The 17817-nt window shown below is 68.7% G+C and carries 18 protein-coding genes; 8 read left to right on the forward strand and 10 right to left on the reverse strand.

Going from position 1 to position 17817, the window contains the following annotated elements; genetic code table 11:
• Positions 1 to 190: 190 nt before the first annotated feature.
• Positions 191 to 1162 carry a PDDEXK family nuclease gene (locus tag B840_RS07095; RefSeq protein WP_042621564.1) on the forward strand — a complete coding sequence of 324 codons (972 nt, stop codon included), beginning with the start codon at positions 191 to 193 and terminating at the stop codon, positions 1160 to 1162.
• Positions 1163 to 1321: 159 nt separating this feature from the next.
• Here B840_RS07095 and dxs read toward each other — a convergent pair whose 3' ends face one another.
• From dxs to dut, 4 genes are all read right to left on the reverse strand, one after another.
• Positions 1322 to 3241: a 1-deoxy-D-xylulose-5-phosphate synthase gene (dxs, locus tag B840_RS07100; protein WP_042621565.1), complete on the reverse strand. Its 1920-nt coding sequence runs from the start codon at positions 3239 to 3241 to the stop codon at positions 1322 to 1324.
• A gap of 85 nt (positions 3242 to 3326) precedes the next feature.
• Positions 3327 to 4544: a class I SAM-dependent RNA methyltransferase gene (locus tag B840_RS07105; RefSeq protein WP_042621566.1), complete on the reverse strand. Its 1218-nt coding sequence runs from the start codon at positions 4542 to 4544 to the stop codon at positions 3327 to 3329.
• 127 nt (positions 4545 to 4671) lie between these two features.
• A complete protein-coding gene (locus B840_RS07110) occupies positions 4672 to 5517 on the reverse strand; it encodes a DUF3710 domain-containing protein (RefSeq protein WP_042621567.1) in 846 nt (281 codons plus the stop codon).
• Positions 5518 to 5564: 47 nt separating this feature from the next.
• Positions 5565 to 6011 (reverse strand): dUTP diphosphatase, encoded by a 447-nt coding sequence (gene dut, locus B840_RS07115; protein WP_042622600.1) that lies wholly within the window; start codon positions 6009 to 6011, stop codon positions 5565 to 5567.
• A 46-nt stretch (positions 6012 to 6057) separates the two neighbouring features.
• On the opposite strand from dut, the gene B840_RS07120 reads away from it, so the two are divergent.
• Positions 6058 to 6582 (forward strand): DUF3093 domain-containing protein, encoded by a 525-nt coding sequence (locus tag B840_RS07120; protein WP_084602849.1) that lies wholly within the window; start codon positions 6058 to 6060, stop codon positions 6580 to 6582.
• Positions 6583 to 6660: 78 nt separating this feature from the next.
• On the opposite strand, the gene B840_RS07125 is transcribed toward B840_RS07120, so the two are convergent.
• Both B840_RS07125 and B840_RS07130 read right to left on the reverse strand, forming a co-directional pair.
• Positions 6661 to 6954: a DUF4193 domain-containing protein gene (locus B840_RS07125; RefSeq protein WP_042621569.1), complete on the reverse strand. Its 294-nt coding sequence runs from the start codon at positions 6952 to 6954 to the stop codon at positions 6661 to 6663.
• A gap of 119 nt (positions 6955 to 7073) precedes the next feature.
• Positions 7074 to 7919, reverse strand: coding sequence for an inositol monophosphatase family protein (locus tag B840_RS07130; protein ID WP_042621570.1), 846 nt, complete (start codon positions 7917 to 7919; stop codon positions 7074 to 7076).
• 37 nt (positions 7920 to 7956) lie between these two features.
• Here B840_RS07130 and ppgK point away from each other — a divergent pair, with 37 nt between their 5' ends.
• On the forward strand, positions 7957 to 8709 hold the full coding sequence (gene ppgK, locus B840_RS07135) for a polyphosphate--glucose phosphotransferase (RefSeq protein ID WP_042622601.1): 753 nt from the start codon (positions 7957 to 7959) through the stop codon (positions 8707 to 8709).
• A 118-nt stretch (positions 8710 to 8827) separates the two neighbouring features.
• Positions 8828 to 10270, forward strand: coding sequence for an RNA polymerase sigma factor (locus tag B840_RS07140; protein WP_308422551.1), 1443 nt, complete (start codon positions 8828 to 8830; stop codon positions 10268 to 10270).
• 85 nt (positions 10271 to 10355) lie between these two features.
• Here the strand turns inward: B840_RS07140 and B840_RS07145 are convergent, their stop codons facing one another.
• From B840_RS07145 to B840_RS07160, 4 genes are all read right to left on the reverse strand, one after another.
• On the reverse strand, positions 10356 to 11588 hold the full coding sequence (locus tag B840_RS07145; RefSeq protein ID WP_169745266.1) for a DUF418 domain-containing protein: 1233 nt from the start codon (positions 11586 to 11588) through the stop codon (positions 10356 to 10358).
• 5 nt (positions 11589 to 11593) lie between these two features.
• Entirely contained in the window at positions 11594 to 12127 is a 534-nt protein-coding gene (locus B840_RS07150) for a CD20-like domain-containing protein (RefSeq protein ID WP_042621573.1), read from the reverse strand.
• Between the two features lie 106 nt (positions 12128 to 12233).
• Positions 12234 to 13964 (reverse strand): DEAD/DEAH box helicase, encoded by a 1731-nt coding sequence (locus B840_RS07155; protein ID WP_042621574.1) that lies wholly within the window; start codon positions 13962 to 13964, stop codon positions 12234 to 12236.
• Positions 13961 to 14212 carry a DUF3039 domain-containing protein gene (locus B840_RS07160; protein WP_042621575.1) on the reverse strand — a complete coding sequence of 84 codons (252 nt, stop codon included), beginning with the start codon at positions 14210 to 14212 and terminating at the stop codon, positions 13961 to 13963. The genes B840_RS07155 and B840_RS07160 overlap by 4 nt, the downstream gene beginning before the upstream one ends.
• 45 nt (positions 14213 to 14257) lie before the next feature.
• Here B840_RS07160 and B840_RS07165 point away from each other — a divergent pair, with 45 nt between their 5' ends.
• The 4 genes from B840_RS07165 (at position 14258) to B840_RS07180 (ending at position 17807) form a co-directional block, all read left to right on the forward strand.
• Positions 14258 to 14794 (forward strand): DUF3099 domain-containing protein, encoded by a 537-nt coding sequence (locus B840_RS07165; RefSeq protein ID WP_042621576.1) that lies wholly within the window; start codon positions 14258 to 14260, stop codon positions 14792 to 14794.
• Positions 14791 to 16314: a DUF7782 domain-containing protein gene (locus tag B840_RS07170; RefSeq protein ID WP_042621577.1), complete on the forward strand. Its 1524-nt coding sequence runs from the start codon at positions 14791 to 14793 to the stop codon at positions 16312 to 16314. Before B840_RS07165 ends, B840_RS07170 begins: the two co-directional genes overlap by 4 nt.
• A complete protein-coding gene (gene dtd, locus B840_RS07175; RefSeq protein ID WP_042621578.1) occupies positions 16311 to 16745 on the forward strand; it encodes a D-aminoacyl-tRNA deacylase in 435 nt (144 codons plus the stop codon). Before B840_RS07170 ends, dtd begins: the two co-directional genes overlap by 4 nt.
• Before the next feature lie 72 nt (positions 16746 to 16817).
• Positions 16818 to 17807 (forward strand): sigma-70 family RNA polymerase sigma factor, encoded by a 990-nt coding sequence (locus tag B840_RS07180; RefSeq protein WP_042621579.1) that lies wholly within the window; start codon positions 16818 to 16820, stop codon positions 17805 to 17807.
• Positions 17808 to 17817: the final 10 nt, after the last annotated feature.

Here is a 17817-nt window from a genome sequence, read left to right on the forward strand (position 1 = left end):
TTGACCCCTGGTTTCGACCCCGCGACCAGTCCTTTCCTCCCCTTGAACTCCTCCCCGGCGGGGGCACGATCCCGGCCCGTCGTCAAACCCTGCTGCCCCCGGCTGTGGATGAACGCCGGTTGTCCACAGATTCGGGAAGTCCCTCCCGTCGGGGGATGCCGGACCCACCTCCGTCACGCATGCTGAAGCCATGCAGAACTGGGGGAAGAACTTAGGACTCATCGAACTACGCAGGACACTGATCACCGACACCGCCACCGCGCAGCAGCTGACGGATGGCCGCCTCATCCTACTCACGGACGAGGTCGCCATCCCGCGCGACACATACCGCACCCTCGAACCCTGGAAACGCGCGGCGGCGCGAGCTTTCGCAGTGGGCCTGACCTGCGATAAGGCCGTGTTATCGGGGCAGTCGGCCGCCCGTCTCACGGGACTGGAAACCCTCGACATCGAGGACCGAACCGAACTCCAGCTACCGGGCGCCAACAAACCCCACGGGCCGGGCACCTGGCACGCCAACGTCCGCTACCGGAGCACTCAGCTGCCGGAGGGCCAGATCGAGGAGCACCACGGGATCAGAGTGACCAGCCTCGTCAGGACGCTTTTCGACGTCCCCCGTTTCCACGGGCTCCGGGCCGGGATCGTCACGATAGATTCGGCACGCCGGCAGAACCCCTGGTTGACCCGGCCGACACTGAGCCGGAAGCTGGCCGCCTATCCCCCGTTCCCGGGTGTACGGGCGGTCCGGCAGGCCATCAGCATGTCCGTCGGGAACTCAGGCAGCGCCCAGGAGACCATCGCCCGACTGGTCCTGCTGGAGGCCGATCTTCCCCAGATCACGTCCATCGAGTACCAGGTCGAGATCATCTACGACAACGGCCGGAGATCCTTCTTCGTTGACATTCTCCTCAACGGGTGGCTGATCATCGAGATCGACGGCGCGAACAAATACACCGGCTTCTACGGGAAGAAGACCGACAAGGTGCTGTTGGAGGAACGCGCCCGGGAGAACATCCTCAAAAATGAGGGCAGGCAGGTCCTGCGTTTCAGTGCGCCGGACCTGAAGCAGGACCCGGACGGCGACTGCGTCATGCTCCGCGCGGTGGCCGACACGCTGGACAACTACGTCGACCGGCTCGTCGCTCTGGCTCAGCCGAGGTAGCCGCGCCGCGACCCGCCCACGCCGACCCGCCCACCCCTCGAAGTCGAGTCCAGGGAGAGGAGTTCAGTACTGCTCTCGACCCCGTGACCGGCCCTCTCCCCTCCCTGATCTCCTCCAGGCGGGGAATGGCAACCGGGGGACGGCAGCCGGGGGGGGAAGCTACCCCTCGGCCCCGTCGACCACGTCATCGACCATCAGGCCGTCCAGCCAGCCGGTGATCGAGGAGACGACGCCGTCGGGGTCCAGCCCGACCTCGGTAAGGAGCTCGGCGCGGGTGGCGTGCCCGGGGAAAACGGAGGGGAATCCCAGCCGGCGGAGCGGAGTGTCCACTTCCGCGGCGGAGAGCGCCTCGGCGATGAGTGAACCGACGCCGCCGCGGATCACGCCGTCCTCGAGGACGACGACGAGGTCGTGGTCGTCGGCCAACCCGATGAGGGAGGCCTGGACCGGGGTGATCCAGCGGGGGTCGACGACCGTGATGTTGAGGCCGTGCTCCTCGAGCCGAGGGGTGGCGGAGAGCGCGAGGGAGGCGAAGGATCCGACGGCGATGATGAGGACGTCGAGAAGCGAGGAGTCGGTGTCGGAGTAGTGGAGGATGTCGACACCGTCCTCCAGGCGCATGAGTTCCTGGTGCTCCTGGGGCAGCGCACCCTTGGGGTAGCGGACGACGGTGGGGCCGTCGGAGACGTCGAGGGCCTCGCGGAAGAGTTCGCTCAGCTGGGCGCCGTCGCGGGGGGCGGCTATGCGGATGCCGGGGACGATGCTGGTCAGCGCCATGTCCCAGACGCCGTTGTGGCTGGCGCCGTCGGGGCCGGTGACGCCGGAGCGGTCGAGGACGAGAGTGACGGGCAGGTTCAGGAGGGCGACGTCCATGAGCAGCTGGTCGAAGGCCCGGTTGAGGAACGTGGAGTAGATCGCCACGACGGGATGCATCCCGGCGAGCGCCAGGCCGGCGGCCGAGGTGACGGCGTGCTGCTCGGCGATGCCTACGTCGAAGAAGCGGGCCGGGTACTGGTCGGCGAAGGCCGCCAGGCCGGTGGGTCCCGCCATGGCGGCGGTGATGGCGACGATGTCGTCGCGATCCTCCGCGGCGGCGAGGACCTCAGAGGTGAACACGCTGGTCCAGTCCGGCTTGGACTTGGACAGGGCGAGGCCGGTGACCGGGTCGATGATGCCGGTGGCGTGCATCTGGTCGGCGACGTCGTTGACCGCGGGGGCGTAACCGTGGCCCTTCTCGGTGACGGCGTGGACGATGATGGGGCCGTCGTAGTTCTTCGCGTACGCCAACGCGTGGAGCAGGGACTTCACGTCGTGGCCCTTGACGGGGCCGACGTATTTCATGCCCAGCTCGGCGAACATCTCGGTGGGGATGAGCTGGGATTTCACCCCTTCCTTGACGGCCGCGAGGGCCTCGAAGGCGCGCTCGCCGACCCAGCCCATGGACTTGAGGGTCTTCTTGCCGTGCTCCATGATCTCGTCGTAGGAGCGTTCCATGCGCAGGCGGGCGAGGTTGTCGGCGAAGCCGCCGATGGTCGGCGAGTAGGAGCGGCCGTTGTCGTTGACCACGACGACGACGTTGCGGTCCTTACCGGAGGCGATGTTGTTCAGCGCTTCCCAGCACATGCCGCCGGTGAGCGCTCCGTCGCCGACCACCGCGATGACGTTGCGGTCCTTGCGCCCGGTGAGCTGGAACCCCTTGGCCAGCCCGTCGGCGTAGGAGAGGGAGGCCGAGGCGTGGGAGGATTCGGTCCAGTCGTGCTCGGATTCGCCGCGGGCGGTGTAACCGGAGATCCCGTCCTTCTGGCGCAGGGTGTCGAACTTGCCGCCCCGGCCGGTGAGGATCTTGTGGACGTAGCTCTGGTGGGAGGTGTCGAAGATGATCGGGTCCTCGGGCGAATCGAAGATCTTGTGCAGCGCGATCGTCAGCTCGACGACCCCGAGGTTCGGCCCGAGGTGGCCGCCCGTGGCGGAGACCTTCTGCACGAGGAGCTGGCGGATCTCTTCCGCGAGTTCCTCGAGCTGCTCCACGGAGAGTGCTTTCAGATCGGCCGGTGACGCGAGTCCACTGAGAGTTCCCATCGTTTTCTGCGCGTCTCCTTCAACCTTGCCCCGAACATTTTCGCTCATCCTACCTGCCTCCCGCCGAACCTCCCGCACAACCACGTTACTTCCGCGTGAGTTCCGCGACGACCTCGAAGTGGTGGGTGCCGGGGAATGCGTTGATCACGGCCAACCGCGCAATGCGGTACCCGTTTTCACCCCAGGCGGCGACGTCGCGGGAGAAGGTGGCCGGGTCGCAGCCGACGTGGATGATCCGTTCCGGCTGCTTCTTCGCGACGCCGGCGACCACGTCGTCGCCCGCACCGGTCCGCGGGGGATCCAGCACGACCACCCGCGGGGTGGGCAGGGTCTCCACGGTCTTCTCCACCATCGCGTTGTGGATTTCCAGGCCGTAGGGCTCCAGCGTGTCCTGGGTGAGTTCGGCCGCCGCCGGCGAGTAGTCGACGGAGTGGATGGTGGCGCCTTCGCCGAGGGAGTCCGCAAGCGCCGGGACGAAGAGGCCGACGCCGCCGTAGAGGTCCCAGCCGACCGTGTTGTCGGAGTCGCCCAGGTCGCTCAACCAGCGGCGGATCACCCCGGTGTAGGCGTCGGGGGCCTGGGTGTGCGCCTGCCAGAAGGCCGTCGCCGGGAAGCGGAAGGTGTGGCCGTCGGCCCGTTCGGTGACGGTGCCGGAGCCCTCGAGGACGTCGGTGACCTTCTCCACGCGGCGGCCGCGCGGTGCCTTGCGGGTCTCCACCACGTGGCGGACGCCCTCGGAATCGAGCACGGCGACGACCTCCGCGCCCGGGGTGAAGGCGCGGGCGTTCTCACCCACGAGCCCGTCGAGGAGGCCCGGCACCACCTGGGTGCAGGGGATGTGGACCACGTCGTGGGAGGCGCGGGCCCGGAAGCCTGCGCGACCCTCCTTGTCGACGCCCAGCCGCACCCGCGTGCGCCATCCGCGCGCGGGCTCGAGGTTGATCAGCTCGGGGGCGGGCAGGTCGATCGCCCGGCCCAGGCGGGTGAGCTGGCCGACGAGGATGTCCGCCTTGAGGTCGACCTCCTGCGCGGGGTCCAGGTCGCCGAAGTCGCAGCAGCCGGCCCCAGCGGCGGCCGCCGGGCAGGACTGCTCGACGCGGAGCGGCCCCGGCGTCGATACGCTGTCGAGTTCGGCGCGGGCGAAGCGTTTCTTCACCTGGGTGATGGTGGCGTCGACGACGTCACCGGGGTATGCGCCACGGACGAAGACAACGCGGCCGTCGAGCTCGGCGATCCCCTCGCCGCCGTGGGCCATCCGGGTGATGGTCAGTTCCCGGGTCTGGCCCCGTTCGAGTTCGGTCACGTTGAAAACTCCTTGATTTCGGCTGACTTGATGACACGGCTGGCGCGCTGGACCACGAAGAACGTGAAGAGAGTGACGATACCCGCCGACGACCGGCCCACAATAATCCCGGGTCGCGGCGTCCGCCCTACTTGTCGGTGGTGTCGGTCCCCGAACCGTCCGCGAGGTCGCGCAGGGCCTGGGAGGTGTCCTCGATGGACTGCTCATCCTCCGGCGACGGGGCCGGCTGCGGCTGCTGCGCCTGCTGTTCCTGGGCTCGGCGCGCGTCCTGCGCGCGCTGCTCCATGGCCTGCTGGACCTGGGCCACCAGCTGCTGCGGCAGCACGACCGGCAGCGAGTTGCCGGCGAGCACCGGGTCCTGGCCGCGGTAGACGAAGGTGCGGGCGGTGATCTCGCGGGCGAGGTCGCGCAGGTCCTCGGCCTTGTCGTGCGGGGCGGTGGTGGTCATCCGGAGCATCCAGCGGGGGCCCTCCACGCCGATCACGCGGATGATGCCGTGCTCGCCCTGCCCGACGATCTCCGCCCCCCACGGGCCCTGTTCGACGTCGGCGGTCAGGCCGTCGCCGATCATCCCCTGGGTGATCTGCTCGGTCGACTCGGCCCACTGGCCTGCCGAGCTCGGGGCCGCGAAGGCGACCGGGGTGATACGGCCGAACTTAGTGACGATGTGGACCATCTTCGGGCCTTGCTCCCCCATCTCCACCTGCACCTGGGAGGCGCGGGGCAGGGCGATCTTCATGGAGCCCAGGTCGAGCACGCCCTGGGAGAAGTCCGAGAAGTCGAAGTCGGCGATATCGACGGTGTCTCCGTCGAAGGGGCCGGTGTCGCCGTGCACGGGGTCGTGGTGGGGGGTGTCGAATTCGACGGGCACCTCCGGCGGTGCGTCACTGTAGGTTGACTCGGATTCAGCGGAGGCGGGCGACGCCTCCGCCGGCTGATCGTCGTTCTTCTTGCCGAATGGCCACAGTGCCATGCCCTGATCGTCTCCTTCAATCGCTTTTCGGCCCACTGTACCGGCGCTCAGGAGACGCCGGTGGAACCATGTCCGCCCGCACCCCGGACGGTGTCGTCGAGCTCCTCGACCTCCTCGAAGTCCACCAGCTCCACTTTCTGGATCACCAGCTGGGCGATGCGCATCCCGCGGGTGATCTCGATCGGCGCCGCGGGATCGAGGTTGATGAGGCACACCTTGATCTCCCCCCGGTAGTCCGCGTCCACGGTGCCGGGCGCGTTGACGATGCTCAGCCCCTGCTTCACGGCCAGGCCCGACCGGGGGTGGATGAGCCCGACCGTGCCCAGCGGCAGGGCCAGGGCCACGCCGGTGCCGACGAGCCTGCGCTCCCCCGGGGCCAACGTCAGATCCTCCGTGGAGTAGAGGTCGGCGCCCGCGTCGCCGCGGTGGGCGCGGGCGGGCAGCGGCAGGTCCTGGTCCAGGCGCTTGATACGCACCGGGCTGAATTCACTCAAGTAGGTCACGTCTACCCAATCTACCCATGCGATAGAGTGTTCAATCGTGAGTGACACCGGTTCCGCTGATTCCGCCTCTTCCCCCCGCACGATCTACCGCGAGCGGCAGTGGGTGCCGCTGTACTGGTGGTTCCTGGCCGCGTTCCTCGTGGCGCTGACCTCCCTGCAGCTCTACCTCAACCGCAACATCTGGTGGTTCATCATCCCGGCGGTGGTGCTCTCCGCCGTCACCGCGTGGATTCTCCTGAGCTGGTCCTCCACGGTGCTCGCCGTCGAGGAAGACCCGGACGGCACCCGCTGGCTGTCGGTGAAGTCAGCCAATCTGCCGCATGATGTGGTGTCGAGATCCCTGGCGGTGCCCTCCACCGCAAAGCGCAACGCGATGGGCAGGCAGCTGGATCCGGCGGCGTTCGTGGTGTCGCACGGCTGGATCCCGGAGATGGTGATGCTGGTGCTCGACGACCCGGAGGACCCCACCCCCTACTGGCTGGTGAGCACGCGCAATCCCGAGGCGCTGCTCGAGGCTTTCCTGCCGGAGCAGGCCGGCACGGCGTTGTCGCACTACCGGTAGGTCGCGGACCGCAGAATCGAAAGAAGCCTGGCCGGCAACGTCACTGTTGTCGTCCAGGCTTGTGTTCTTTTCTGCGCCTCAGGCGCAGTCCAGGCACACTTCCGAACCGTCGGCCTCGATGTGGGAACGGCGGTTGAGCCGCTGCACCAGGAAGCAGATGGAGCAGGTGAACTCGTCGGCCTGCTTGGGCACGACGGTGACGTTGAGCTCCTCGCCGGAGAGATCGACCGCCGGGAGTTCGAAGGGCTCGACGATCTCGCCGTCGTCGTCGATGCCGGGGTTCTGGCCCTCGGTGGCCTTGAGTCCCTCGAGGGAATCCGTCTCCAGCTCGTCCTCTACCCGGCGGCGCGGTGCGTCGTAATCGGTGGCCATTGCTCGTACGTCCTTAACAAGTCGATCGGCCCTGCGGGAAGGGACGATGTGCGTGGTGTCAGGCGCATATTAAGCCACAATTGCGTCGCTGTCATACTCCCAGGTCAGAGCGGGGTTACCTAGCGTTTCAACGGGCGCAACCCGTCGACGGACTCCATCAGCTGCGCCCATCCCGCCGCGAGGGGTCCGGCGGCGACGGAGACGGCCTCGCCCGCGGAACCGGGCGTCGACAAGCGGGGGGTGTGCACCACGGCGCCGGACTCGCGGGCGATGAGCGATCCCGCGGCGAAGTCCCAGCAGTGGAGGCCGTGCTCGTAGAAGGCGTCGACGGTGCCCTCCGCGACGCGGCAGAAATCGAGGGCGGCGGCCCCCATGCGGCGGATGTCGCGGACCCGGGGCAGCAGACGGGTGAGCAGCTCGGCCTGCTGGGCGCGCCAGTGCGAGGAGTAGGAGAACCCCGTCGCCACCAGCGCCAACGCCGGATCGTCGGCCGCCGTACACCGCAGCGTGCGCACCCGGCCGTCGACCTCGACGGTGGCGCCGTGCCCGAGCGCCGCCGAATACACCGCCCCGCGCGGCACGTTGACCACCGCGCCGGCGAGGACCTCCCCGTCGACGGCCGCGCCGATGGACACCGCGTACTCGGGTAGCCCGTAGAGGAAGTTCACCGTCCCGTCGATGGGGTCGACCACCCAGGACACTCCGCTTTCCGACGCCCGTTCGCTCCCCTCCTCCCCGATGATCCCGTCCGCGGGCCGCAGCGCGGAGAGCCGGTCGGCGATGAAATCCTCGGCGAGGGTGTCCACGATCGTCACGGGGTCCTCCGCCGAGGACTTGGTGGTGGCGAACTGGCGGAGGTCGCCGTGCCCGGAAAGCTCGGCCCGTTTGGCCAGGATGCGTTCCGCGGCGGCGGTGGCGACGTCGATCGCGATGGAACGGAGCTCGACAGGATCATGTGCAGTCATGGGCCCCATTGTGCCTGCTGTTTGTATGCTGGGCGTCATGACCAACATCGGCTTCGGCATCGACATCGGCGGCTCCGGGATCAAGGGCGCCCGCGTGAACATGGACGACGGCGAGTTCGTCGGCGACCGGATCAAGATCAAGACCCCCCAGCCTTCGACCCCGGAGGCCGTCGCCGGGACCGTGGCGGAGATCCTGCGCACGTCGGAATGGACGGGCCCGGTGGGCATCACCCTGCCCTCCGTGATCCGCGGCCAGGTGGCGCAGACCGCCGCCAACATCGACGCCGGCTGGATCGGCACCGACGTCCACGAACTCTTCGACCGCCACCTCGGGGGCAGGGAAATCAGCGTCCTCAACGACGCGGACGCCGCCGGCATCGCCGAGGTGGCCTTCGGGGACCCGCGCGCCCGCAAGGGCTCCGCGCTCTTCCTCACCTTCGGAACAGGCATCGGCTCCGCGCTGCTGATGGACGGCCGCTTGTTCCCCAACACCGAAATCGGGCACCTCAAGGTCGGCAAGCAGGAGGCGGAGGAGCAGGCATCCTCCGCGGCGAAGGACCGGGACGAACTCAGCTACAAGAAGTGGGCCAAGCGGGTGTCCAAGGTGCTCAACGAATACGAGCGCCTGCTCAACCCGGGGGTGATCATCGTGGGCGGCGGAATCTCCCGCGACCACGAACGATGGGTGCCGCTGCTCGACGTCGGCACCCCGGTGTTCCCCGCCCGTCTCCGCAACCGCGCCGGCATCGTCGGAGCGGCCATGGCAGTGGCGTCCCACCTCGCCCCGTAGAGGCTCTTACCCGGGCATGTGTGAACCGTCCAGGTTCAATTGATCTATACTGGGCGGTCGATCGTGATGACAGTGACCTTCACTGCGTCACTAGTGTGGGTCCCGGGGCAGTTCCCCCATCTCCACATGGACTAGTAGGCAAGTCGAAAGGGCGTACGTGGCAGCCACCGATTCTTCAGGCAATGCAGCGACTGACAACACCGAGACGACCGCTGCGTCGGCCGCCGACACTCCGGTGAAGAAGGCCGCCAAGAAGGTGGCCAAGAAGACCGCCCGCAAGGTAGTCAAGAAGACCGCCCGCAAGGCGGTGAAAAAGACCACCACCACGGTGGCGAAGAAGGCCGCCAAGAAGACCGCGCGTAAGGCGACGAAGGTCGCCCCCGAGTCTGAGGCCGGAGCCGATGTGCTCACGGCCCAGGTCGAGGAGGACGAGGTCGAGCCCGAGGAGGTCGACTTCGACGAGGTCGCCATCGACGAGGAGGAACTCGGCGCGGAGGCAATCGCCGTGGACGACGAGGACGAGGAGGAGGAAGAGACGGTCGCGGAGGACGAAGGCGCCTCCGTCTGGGACGAGGATGAATCCGCCGCCCTGCGCCAGGCGCGCAAGGACGCGGAGCTCACCGCCTCCGCCGACTCCGTCCGCGCCTACCTCAAGCAGATCGGCAAGGTCGCCCTGCTCAACGCGGAGCAGGAGGTCTCCCTGGCCAAGCGCATCGAGGCGGGCCTCTACGCCCAGCACCGCCTGGAGCAGATGGAGGGCGCCATCGCGGCCGGCGACAAGGACGCGAAGCTGACGCCCGCCGTCAAGCGCGACCTCCGGGCCATCGCCCGCGACGGCCGCAAGGCCAAGAACCACCTGCTGGAGGCCAACCTCCGCCTCGTGGTCTCCCTGGCCAAGCGTTACACCGGCCGCGGCATGGCCTTCCTGGACCTTATCCAGGAGGGCAACCTGGGCCTGATCCGCGCCGTGGAGAAGTTCGACTACTCCAAGGGCTACAAATTCTCCACCTACGCGACCTGGTGGATCCGTCAGGCCATCACCCGCGCCATGGCCGACCAGGCCCGCACCATCCGCATCCCGGTGCACATGGTGGAGGTCATCAACAAGCTGGGCCGCATTCAGCGCGAGCTCCTCCAGGACCTCGGGCGCGAGCCCACCCCGCTGGAGCTGGCCAAGGAGATGGACATCACCGAGGAGAAGGTCCTCGAGATTCAGCAGTACGCCCGCGAGCCGATCTCCCTCGACCAGACCATCGGCGATGAGGGCGACTCCCAGCTGGGTGACTTCATTGAGGATTCCGAGGCCGTCGTCGCCGTCGACGCCGTCTCCTTCACCCTCCTCCAGGACCAGCTGCAGGATGTCCTGCAGACCCTCTCCGAGCGTGAGGCCGGCGTCGTCCGACTGCGTTTCGGCCTGACCGACGGCATGCCGCGCACGCTCGACGAGATCGGCCAGGTCTACGGCGTGACCCGCGAACGCATCCGCCAGATCGAGTCCAAAACGATGTCCAAGCTGCGCCACCCGTCGCGCTCGCAGGTGCTGCGCGACTACCTGGACTAGTCCCCGCTTCTCGACACCCCCTCCGGCCCGGCTCCCTCCCCAGGGATCCGGGCCGTTCGGCGTCGGGAAGCGCAGCGGATACGGCTCAGGCGGGCAGCTGCTTCGGCTGGTACCGCACGGGCAACCCTTCCCGCCCGTAGGACAGTCGGCGGTGCGCCCACTCGACCGGCCCCGGCCACCCGAGCAGGTCCCACACCGACGCCCAGGCCAGCGTGAGCAGCCAGACCCCGAAGGCGACGCCCATCTGCCCCAGGATCCCGGCGTTCGGACCGAGATGCAGGGTGAAGGGTTGGGTAATCAGAATGAAGAGCACCGACTGCAGGATGTAACCGCTCATGGAACGCCGGCCCAACGCCACGAAGGGACGGACGAACGGGCTCAGCGACTCCTCGGTGCCCCGGAAGACAAGCGCGATGAAGGCCAGGATGCCGGGCCCGGTGAGCATGCCGACACCGGAGTTGAAGACGCTGAGCGGGAGTTCCCACTCAGGGGGGAGCACGCCGAGGGCCGCTAGTCCCCACGGGAGGCCGACCAGGAGGATCACGGCCCCGGCTACCGCGACCCAGGCGCGCAGGAGGGTGAGGTGGGACGCGGTGTCGACAAGCACACCCCGGCGGGCCCACACGAACCCGATGATCATCAGGGGCAGCAGCGAGAACGCCGTCACAGGCAGGTTGGCGAGGGTGATGCCGAGAAACAGGCCGTTGTCCGCGACATACCCGAGGTAGGACTCGGCGCCGCCGATGCCGATGAGGCTCCCGTCGCCGGCCGTGAACTCCGGGAAGTAGAGCGAGAGGACGGCCATCGCCGTGGCGAAGACGATGGAGAGGCCGAGCAGAATCCAGGCGATGACCATGAGGGTGCGGTCGCGCAACGAGATCATCGCGATGAGGATCAGCGCGGTCACCGCGTACTGCAGGATGATGTCGCCGAAGAAGAGCAACACCAGGTGCAGGACGCCGACCACGGCCAGCAGCAGGTAGCGGCGCCACAGCAGAAGACGCGCCTGCTTCAGCGGGAAGCCGCGCCGCCAGAGGCTCATCGTGATGAGGCCGACGCCGAAACCGAGGAGCGTGGTGAACATCGGCAAGCCCCGCACGTGGACGAACATGGCGTGGAAGAGCACCGCCAGGTTCTCCAGCCAGGAGCCGGGGCTGCGGACGCCGCCGAAGTCGACGGCGTAGTCGGCGTTCAGCGCGAAAGCCCAGGCGGTGGGGAGGTTCGCCAGGGCAATGCCCAGCAGCGCCACTCCCCTTGCGACGTCGGGAGCGATGTAGCGGGTGGTCTGGGGCCGGTAGTCGTGTCTCGGGAGTGCCACCGCCATCAATTGGTCATCTCGTTGAGGGCGTCCTCGACACAGATCCGCTGCGCATCCGGGTCGGTGATGTTCATGCATTCGCCGATGCCGCTCTCGGACACCAGCACGGAGACGACGACCCAGAAGACGATCGACAGGATGACGCCGACCGCGGCCAGGATCAGGCCTGTGACGGACATGGCCGTGCGGCGGCCAGCGGCGCCGAGCCGCCGGCCGCGGACGATGGCGACGACCGCGACGATGATGCCGATGGCGCCGGGGATGAACGCGAAACCCGAGAGGAAGATGCTCACGCCCATGATGAGGGCGAGAATGCCCAGGCCCAGGGCCCAGGGGGCGACGCGGTTGCGTTCCTCGGCCATGGCCCACGTGGAGTCGGCGCCCGCGTAGCCGGTCGTCCCGGTGTAGGCGTGGGGGGTGGCGTCGCGGGAGTCGTAGGAGCCGTAGGACGGCGTCTGACCGGCCGCCGGTTCCGGGGAACTCGCGGGGTACCGGTAGGCGCCGTAATCGGGCTCTTGCGGATCATTCGGGGTGGTCATGGCGATTCGCCTTTCAGTGCCGGGGAACTGTTTCCCCAACACTAACCGCCCTGCCCCCGGTTGCCCGGCCATTGGCGGGAATCAGGGGACCCCCCGCCCGCTCCAGCTACCAGCGGCGCAGGTAGGCGATGCGGTCGCGGAGTTCCTCCGCGCTGCACAGGGCAGTGGGCGGGCCGCCGCAGGCGTTGCGCGCCTCGGTGTGGATCGCTCCGTGGGGGCGGCCCGTCCGGCCGGCGGTGATGGAGACGATTGCGTTGAGTTCCTTGCGCAGCTGCGGGATCTCGTTGCTGGCCACCCGATCGGCCGCGGCGCGGTTGCCGGCGGTGTGGCGCGCCTTTTCGTTGGCGGCCTCAATCTCGCGGCGCCGCTCCTCTGCCGCGTCCCGGGCGTCCAGCTGCTCCGCCTGGCGCTGGCGCAGGAGGGCCTTCATCTGGTCCGCGTCGAGGAGCCCCGGCAGGCCGAGGTAGTCGGCTTCCTCGTCGGATCCCGCGAAAGTGGAAGTGCCGTAGGTGGAACCGTCGTAGATCAGCGAATCGAGTTCGGCGTCCGCGCCGAGCGATTCGTAGGCGGGTTCCTCCTCCTTCTCGTTCTCTTCGCGGTTGGCTTCCGCCAGCGCCTCGTCGTCCCAGCCCTCCTTGGGGCGGTCGGGTTTGCCCAGAACGTGGTCGCGCGAGGTTTCCAGCTTCTCTGCCAGTTCCAGCAGGACCGGTACGGAGGGCAGGAACACCGAGGCGGTCTCGCCGGGCATGCGGGAGCGCACGAAACGGCCGATCGCCTGGGCGAAGAACAGCGGTGTGGAGGCCGAGGTGGCGTACACGCCGACGGCCAGTCGCGGGACGTCCACGCCCTCGGAGACCATGCGGACGGCGACCATCCATTCGTCGGTCGAGGCCGAGAACTCCTCGATGCGCGCGGAGGAGCCGGGCTCATCGGACAGGATGACGGCGACGGGCGTGGCGGACAGCTGCTCGAGGATCCGCGCGTAGGCGCGGGCCGTCTTGGTGTCGGTGGCGATGACCAGGCCACCGGCGTCGGGCATGTTCTTGCGCAGCTGCTGCAGGCGGGTGTGAGCGGCCTGCAGGACCGCCGGGATCCAGTCGCCGCGGGGGTCGAGGGCTGTCTTCCAGGCCCGTGCCGTCTGCTCCGCGTTGAGTGGTTCGCCGAGCCGGGCCGCGTACTCCTCGCCGGCAGAGGTCCGCCAGCGGGCCTCGCCGGAATAGGCGAGGAATACGACGGGGCGCACGACGCCGTCGGCCAGCGCGTCGGAGTAGCCGTAGGTGTGGTCGGCGCGGGAGACCAGGTGCCCCTCGCCGTCCTCCTCGTAACGCACGAACGGGATCTGGGAGTCGTCCGAGCGGAAGGGCGTGCCGGTCAGCGACAGGCGGTGCTCGGCGTCGGTGTACGCCTCCCGGATGCCGTCGCCCCAGCTCTTGGCGTCGCCGCCGTGGTGGATCTCGTCGAGGACCACCAGTGAACGCTTCGCCGTGGTCACCGCGTGATGCTTGTAGGGGTGCATGGACACCTGCGCGTAGGTGACCACCACACCGTCATAGGCGGGGTTGACCACGGAAGCGTTGCTGAAGTGCGGGTCGAGCGCCAGCCCCACCTGCGCGGCCGCCTGGGACCACTGGTTCTTCAGGTGCTCGGTCGGTACGACCACGATGATGCGGTCCACCACGCGCGACGCCTTCAACTCGGTGGCCACGCGCAGCGCGAAGGTGGTCTTGCCGGCGCCCGGGGTCGCGACCGCCAGGAAATCCTTGGGTTTGTGGAGCAGGAACTTAGTCAGCGCCGACCGCTGCCAGGCGCGGAGCTGCCCCTTGCCTCCCGCGCTCACTTGCGACGCAGGCCCTTGTAGATCCGCTCGCAGTCGGGGCAGACCGGCGACCCCGGCTTGGCCTGCTTGGTCACCGGGAAGGTTTCGCCGCACAGGGCGACCACCATGTTGCCGCTCACTGCGGACTCCACGATCCGGTTCTTCTTGACGTAATGGAAGAACTTCGGGGTGCCGTCGTCGAGTTCTGTGTCTTCCCTGATGTCGGTGCGTTCAATGGTCTTGGTACTGGTTCTCACCTGACCCATCATGCCCCACCCCGACCGAAAAAGGCACACAGGGCTATCTTGATCTGTATGGATCAGGATCCTTTCGACACCGTCGACGACCCCAGCGCCGACGCCGGCGACGGTGACGCGTCACGGGCCGGCCGGAGGTTCCGGCTCCGCCGCCGCGCGGAGCTGATCACCGACGCCCGCCGCTCCCCCGCCGAGGACCTTCGCCGCCGCGAGCGCATCTACGCGTGGCTGCAGGCCGCCCGCCTGCCGGCGCTCCTCCTCAGCGCGGGCAGCTACCTGTGGCTGGGCGACTGGTTCCTGTCCGGGCTGTTGTTCATCATCTCCATCCCGCTGCCGTGGATCGCGGTGGTCATCGCCAACGGCAAGGGCGAGGTCCGGGACAAGCGGACGCGCAACGTGTACAAACCGCAGGCGGCCAGGGAGTACAACGCGCACCTCGCCGCGGAGGCGGCCCGGCGCGCGCAGCTCGGACAGGCGGAACATCCGGAACTCCCTCCCGCCGACCCCTCCCATCCGGCCGCGGACGAACACGAGATCATCGACCACACCGACGAGCCCGACCTCCCCGACGAAACCCATAAGGACGACAAGTGACCCGCTCCCCCCTGACTCTCCTCGCCCCGGAGCTGACCGCGTTCTTCGATGCCGCCGGTTTCACCGCCGGCGGTATTGCCGGGCACCTGGGTCCCGACCACACCGAGGCGATGCACCGCGGCGAACCCGCGGCGGTGCGTTACGCGACTGACGACGGTTCGACCCTCTCCCGGCTCATCCGGGTGTTCATTCTCCGCGACGCCCTCCCCGCGACCGAACTCGCCGACCTGGTGGGCGCCTCCCTGGCGACGCGGCTGCTGGATTCGGGGGCGGCCGCGGCCGACCGGAACGGGACGGTGCGGATGGTGCTCGACGTCCGCCCGCACATCATCGTGGGGGCGGACAGGTGGGTGTTCTCCGACGCCGACGCCTCGATGACCCGGCACGTCCCCGGCCCCGACCACGTCCTCGGGGTGGGTGCGGCCAGTCTGTCGCTGCTGCAGTCCACCCCGGTGACCCCGGTGGGCAGCGTGCTGGATCTGGGGACGGGGTCCGGCGTCCAGGCGCTGGGCCAGTTCGGTCTCGCCGAGTCGATCACCGCCACCGACGTCCATCCCCGGGCGCTGGATCTGGCAGAGGCCACCTTCGCCGGCGCCGGCGCACCGGTGGAGCTGCTCGAGGGTCCGTGGTTCGAGCCCGTCGCCGGCCGCACTTTCGACCGGATCGTGGCCAACCCGCCGTTCGTGGTGGGGCTGCCGGAGGTGGGCCATGTCTACCGCGACTCGGGTCTCAACCTCGACGGCGCCTCGGAGCTGGTGATTTCCCGGGCCCCCGCGCATCTCGCGCCGGGCGGCACCGCGCACCTGCTCGCCGCGTGGGTGCACACCCCGGAACAGTCCTGGGCTCAACGGGTGGCCTCCTGGCTACCGGACCGGGGCGTGGCGGCATGGGTCATCGAGCGCGACGTCGCCGATCCCGCCCATTATGTGGGCACCTGGCTGAAGGACGAGTCGATCGATCCCCGTTCCCCGGAGGGCGATGCCCGCACCGGGGCGTGGCTGGAACACTTCGCGGAGCACGGGGTCAGCGGCATCGGCTTCGGCTTCGTGGCCATCCGCAACATCGGCGACGAGCCCTCCGACGTCCTGGCCGAATCCATGCCCCAGTCCTTCACCGACCCCCTGGGCCCGGAGGTCGAGGAGTATTTCACCCGCACCGCGTGGCTGCGCGGCCGCGGGGCGCAGGAGCTTGCCGACGCCACCTTCCTCACCCGCCCCGGCCTCGCCCGGGAGACGATCGCGGTGGCGGACAAGGAGGCCGGAGTCGGGTTCGCCCCCGCCGCGCTGCGCCTGACGCGCACCGACGGGCCGCGCTGGTCCCACGACGTCGACGAGCACCTGGCCGCCATCGTCGCCGGCCTGCACCCCCAGGGGCTCTCCTTCGGGGAGACGGTCGGGCTCTACGCCCTGGCCAACGGTCTGGACGAGGAGGAACTGGTGCGGGCGGCGGTGCCGGCGCTGGTGGACCTCGTCCGGCACGGTCTGGTGCTGCCGGCGGAACTGGCGGAGGCCGCGGAATGAGGGCGGTGCTCACCCGGGTGAGTTCGGCGTCGGTCACGGTGGACGGGGAGACCGTCGGCGCCATCGACTGCCCCGGCACCGGCGGCCTGCTGGCGCTGGTCGGCGTCGGCCGGGAGGACGAGCCCGGGGCGTGGGAGACGATGGTCCGCAAGATCGCGGAGCTGAGGATCCTCGACGGGGAGCTGGGGGTGGCGGAGGCTGGCGCGCCCGTTCTGCTGGTCAGCCAGTTCACCCTCCACGGGCGCACCGCCAAAGGGCGGCGCCCCAGCTGGTCGGACGCCGCGCCGGGCGAGGTGGCGGAGCCGACGATCAGGAAGATCGCGGCGGGCCTGCGCGAGCGGGGAATACCCGTCGAGGAAGGCGTGTTCGGAGCGATGATGCAGGTCACGTCCGTGAACGAGGGCCCCTTCACGGTCATTGTGGAATGTTAGCGGCGTGGCGGGAACAAAACCGGTCGGTGAGGCGTTGAACACATAAGACTGGCGATAATAGGAGGCCTCCTAATGACCAACCCTTCCCCCCAGGAATCTGACGTTGAGACCACTGACCGTGGTAGCCGTCGTGGGCAGACCAACGACAACCCGTCCGCGGACCTGGTCCGTGTTTATCTGAACGGTATCGGCCGGACCGCACTGCTGAGCGCCGAGGAAGAGGTGGATCTCGCCCAGCGGATCGAGGTGGGGCTGTACGCCACTTACCTGCTGGACCATTCTGAAAAGCCGCTGACCCGCGCGCTAAAGCGCGACCTGAAGGTGCTGGCCAAGGACGGCAACAAGGCCCGCGCCCACCTGCTGGAGGCGAACCTGCGGTTGGTCGTCTCGCTGGCGAAGCGTTACACCGGCCGCGGTATGCCGCTGCTCGACCTCATCCAGGAGGGCAACCTCGGTCTCATCCGGGCGATGGAGAAGTTCGACTACTCCAAGGGTTTCAAGTTCTCCACCTACGCCACCTGGTGGATCCGGCAGGCCATCACCCGGGGCATGGCGGACCAGTCCCGCACCATCCGCCTGCCCGTCCACCTGGTGGAGCAGGTGAACAAGCTCTCGCGCATCAAGCGGGAGATGTACCAGCACCTGGGCCGCGAGGCGACGAACGAGGAGCTGGCGGAGGAATCCGGCATCGACGAGTCGCGGATTGAGATGCTGCTGCGCCAGTCCCGCGACCCGGTGAGCCTGGACATGCCTGTCGGCGCCGACGAGGAGGCCCCCCTGGGGGACTTCATCGAGGACGCCGAGGCGACCGACGCCGAGTCGGCGGTCGTGGCCACCATGCGCCACTCCGACATCCGCGAAGTCCTGGGCACCCTCGAGGAGCGTGAGCAGGACGTGATCCGTCTCCGCTACGGCCTGGACGACGGGGTGCCGCGCACCCTGGACCAGATCGGCCGCCGTTTCGGTCTGTCGCGCGAGCGCGTGCGTCAGATCGAGCGCGAGGTGATGAGCAAGCTACGCGACGGCCACCGGGCTGAGCGTCTGCGCGAGTACGCCATGTGATGTTCCCGCC

The sequence above is a fragment of the Corynebacterium marinum DSM 44953 genome, assembly GCF_000835165.1.
Lineage (GTDB): Bacteria > Actinomycetota > Actinomycetes > Mycobacteriales > Mycobacteriaceae > Corynebacterium > Corynebacterium marinum.

What these genes read in the sequence shown, in the direction of transcription:
- B840_RS07095 (WP_042621564.1), top strand. Translation starts at nt 191, where the DNA reads ATGCAGAACTGGGGGAAGAACTTAGGACTCATCGAACTACGCAGGACA.
- dxs (WP_042621565.1), bottom strand. Translation starts at nt 3,241, where the DNA reads ATGGGAACTCTCAGTGGACTCGCGTCACCGGCCGATCTGAAAGCACTC.
- B840_RS07110 (WP_042621567.1), bottom strand. Translation starts at nt 5,517, where the DNA reads ATGGCACTGTGGCCATTCGGCAAGAAGAACGACGATCAGCCGGCGGAG.
- B840_RS07125 (WP_042621569.1), bottom strand. Translation starts at nt 6,954, where the DNA reads ATGGCCACCGATTACGACGCACCGCGCCGCCGGGTAGAGGACGAGCTG.
- B840_RS07130 (WP_042621570.1), bottom strand. Translation starts at nt 7,919, where the DNA reads ATGACTGCACATGATCCTGTCGAGCTCCGTTCCATCGCGATCGACGTC.
- ppgK (WP_042622601.1), top strand. Translation starts at nt 7,957, where the DNA reads ATGACCAACATCGGCTTCGGCATCGACATCGGCGGCTCCGGGATCAAG.
- B840_RS07150 (WP_042621573.1), bottom strand. Translation starts at nt 12,127, where the DNA reads ATGACCACCCCGAATGATCCGCAAGAGCCCGATTACGGCGCCTACCGG.
- B840_RS07160 (WP_042621575.1), bottom strand. Translation starts at nt 14,212, where the DNA reads ATGATGGGTCAGGTGAGAACCAGTACCAAGACCATTGAACGCACCGAC.
- B840_RS07165 (WP_042621576.1), top strand. Translation starts at nt 14,258, where the DNA reads ATGGATCAGGATCCTTTCGACACCGTCGACGACCCCAGCGCCGACGCC.
- dtd (WP_042621578.1), top strand. Translation starts at nt 16,311, where the DNA reads ATGAGGGCGGTGCTCACCCGGGTGAGTTCGGCGTCGGTCACGGTGGAC.
- B840_RS07180 (WP_042621579.1), top strand. Translation starts at nt 16,818, where the DNA reads ATGACCAACCCTTCCCCCCAGGAATCTGACGTTGAGACCACTGACCGT.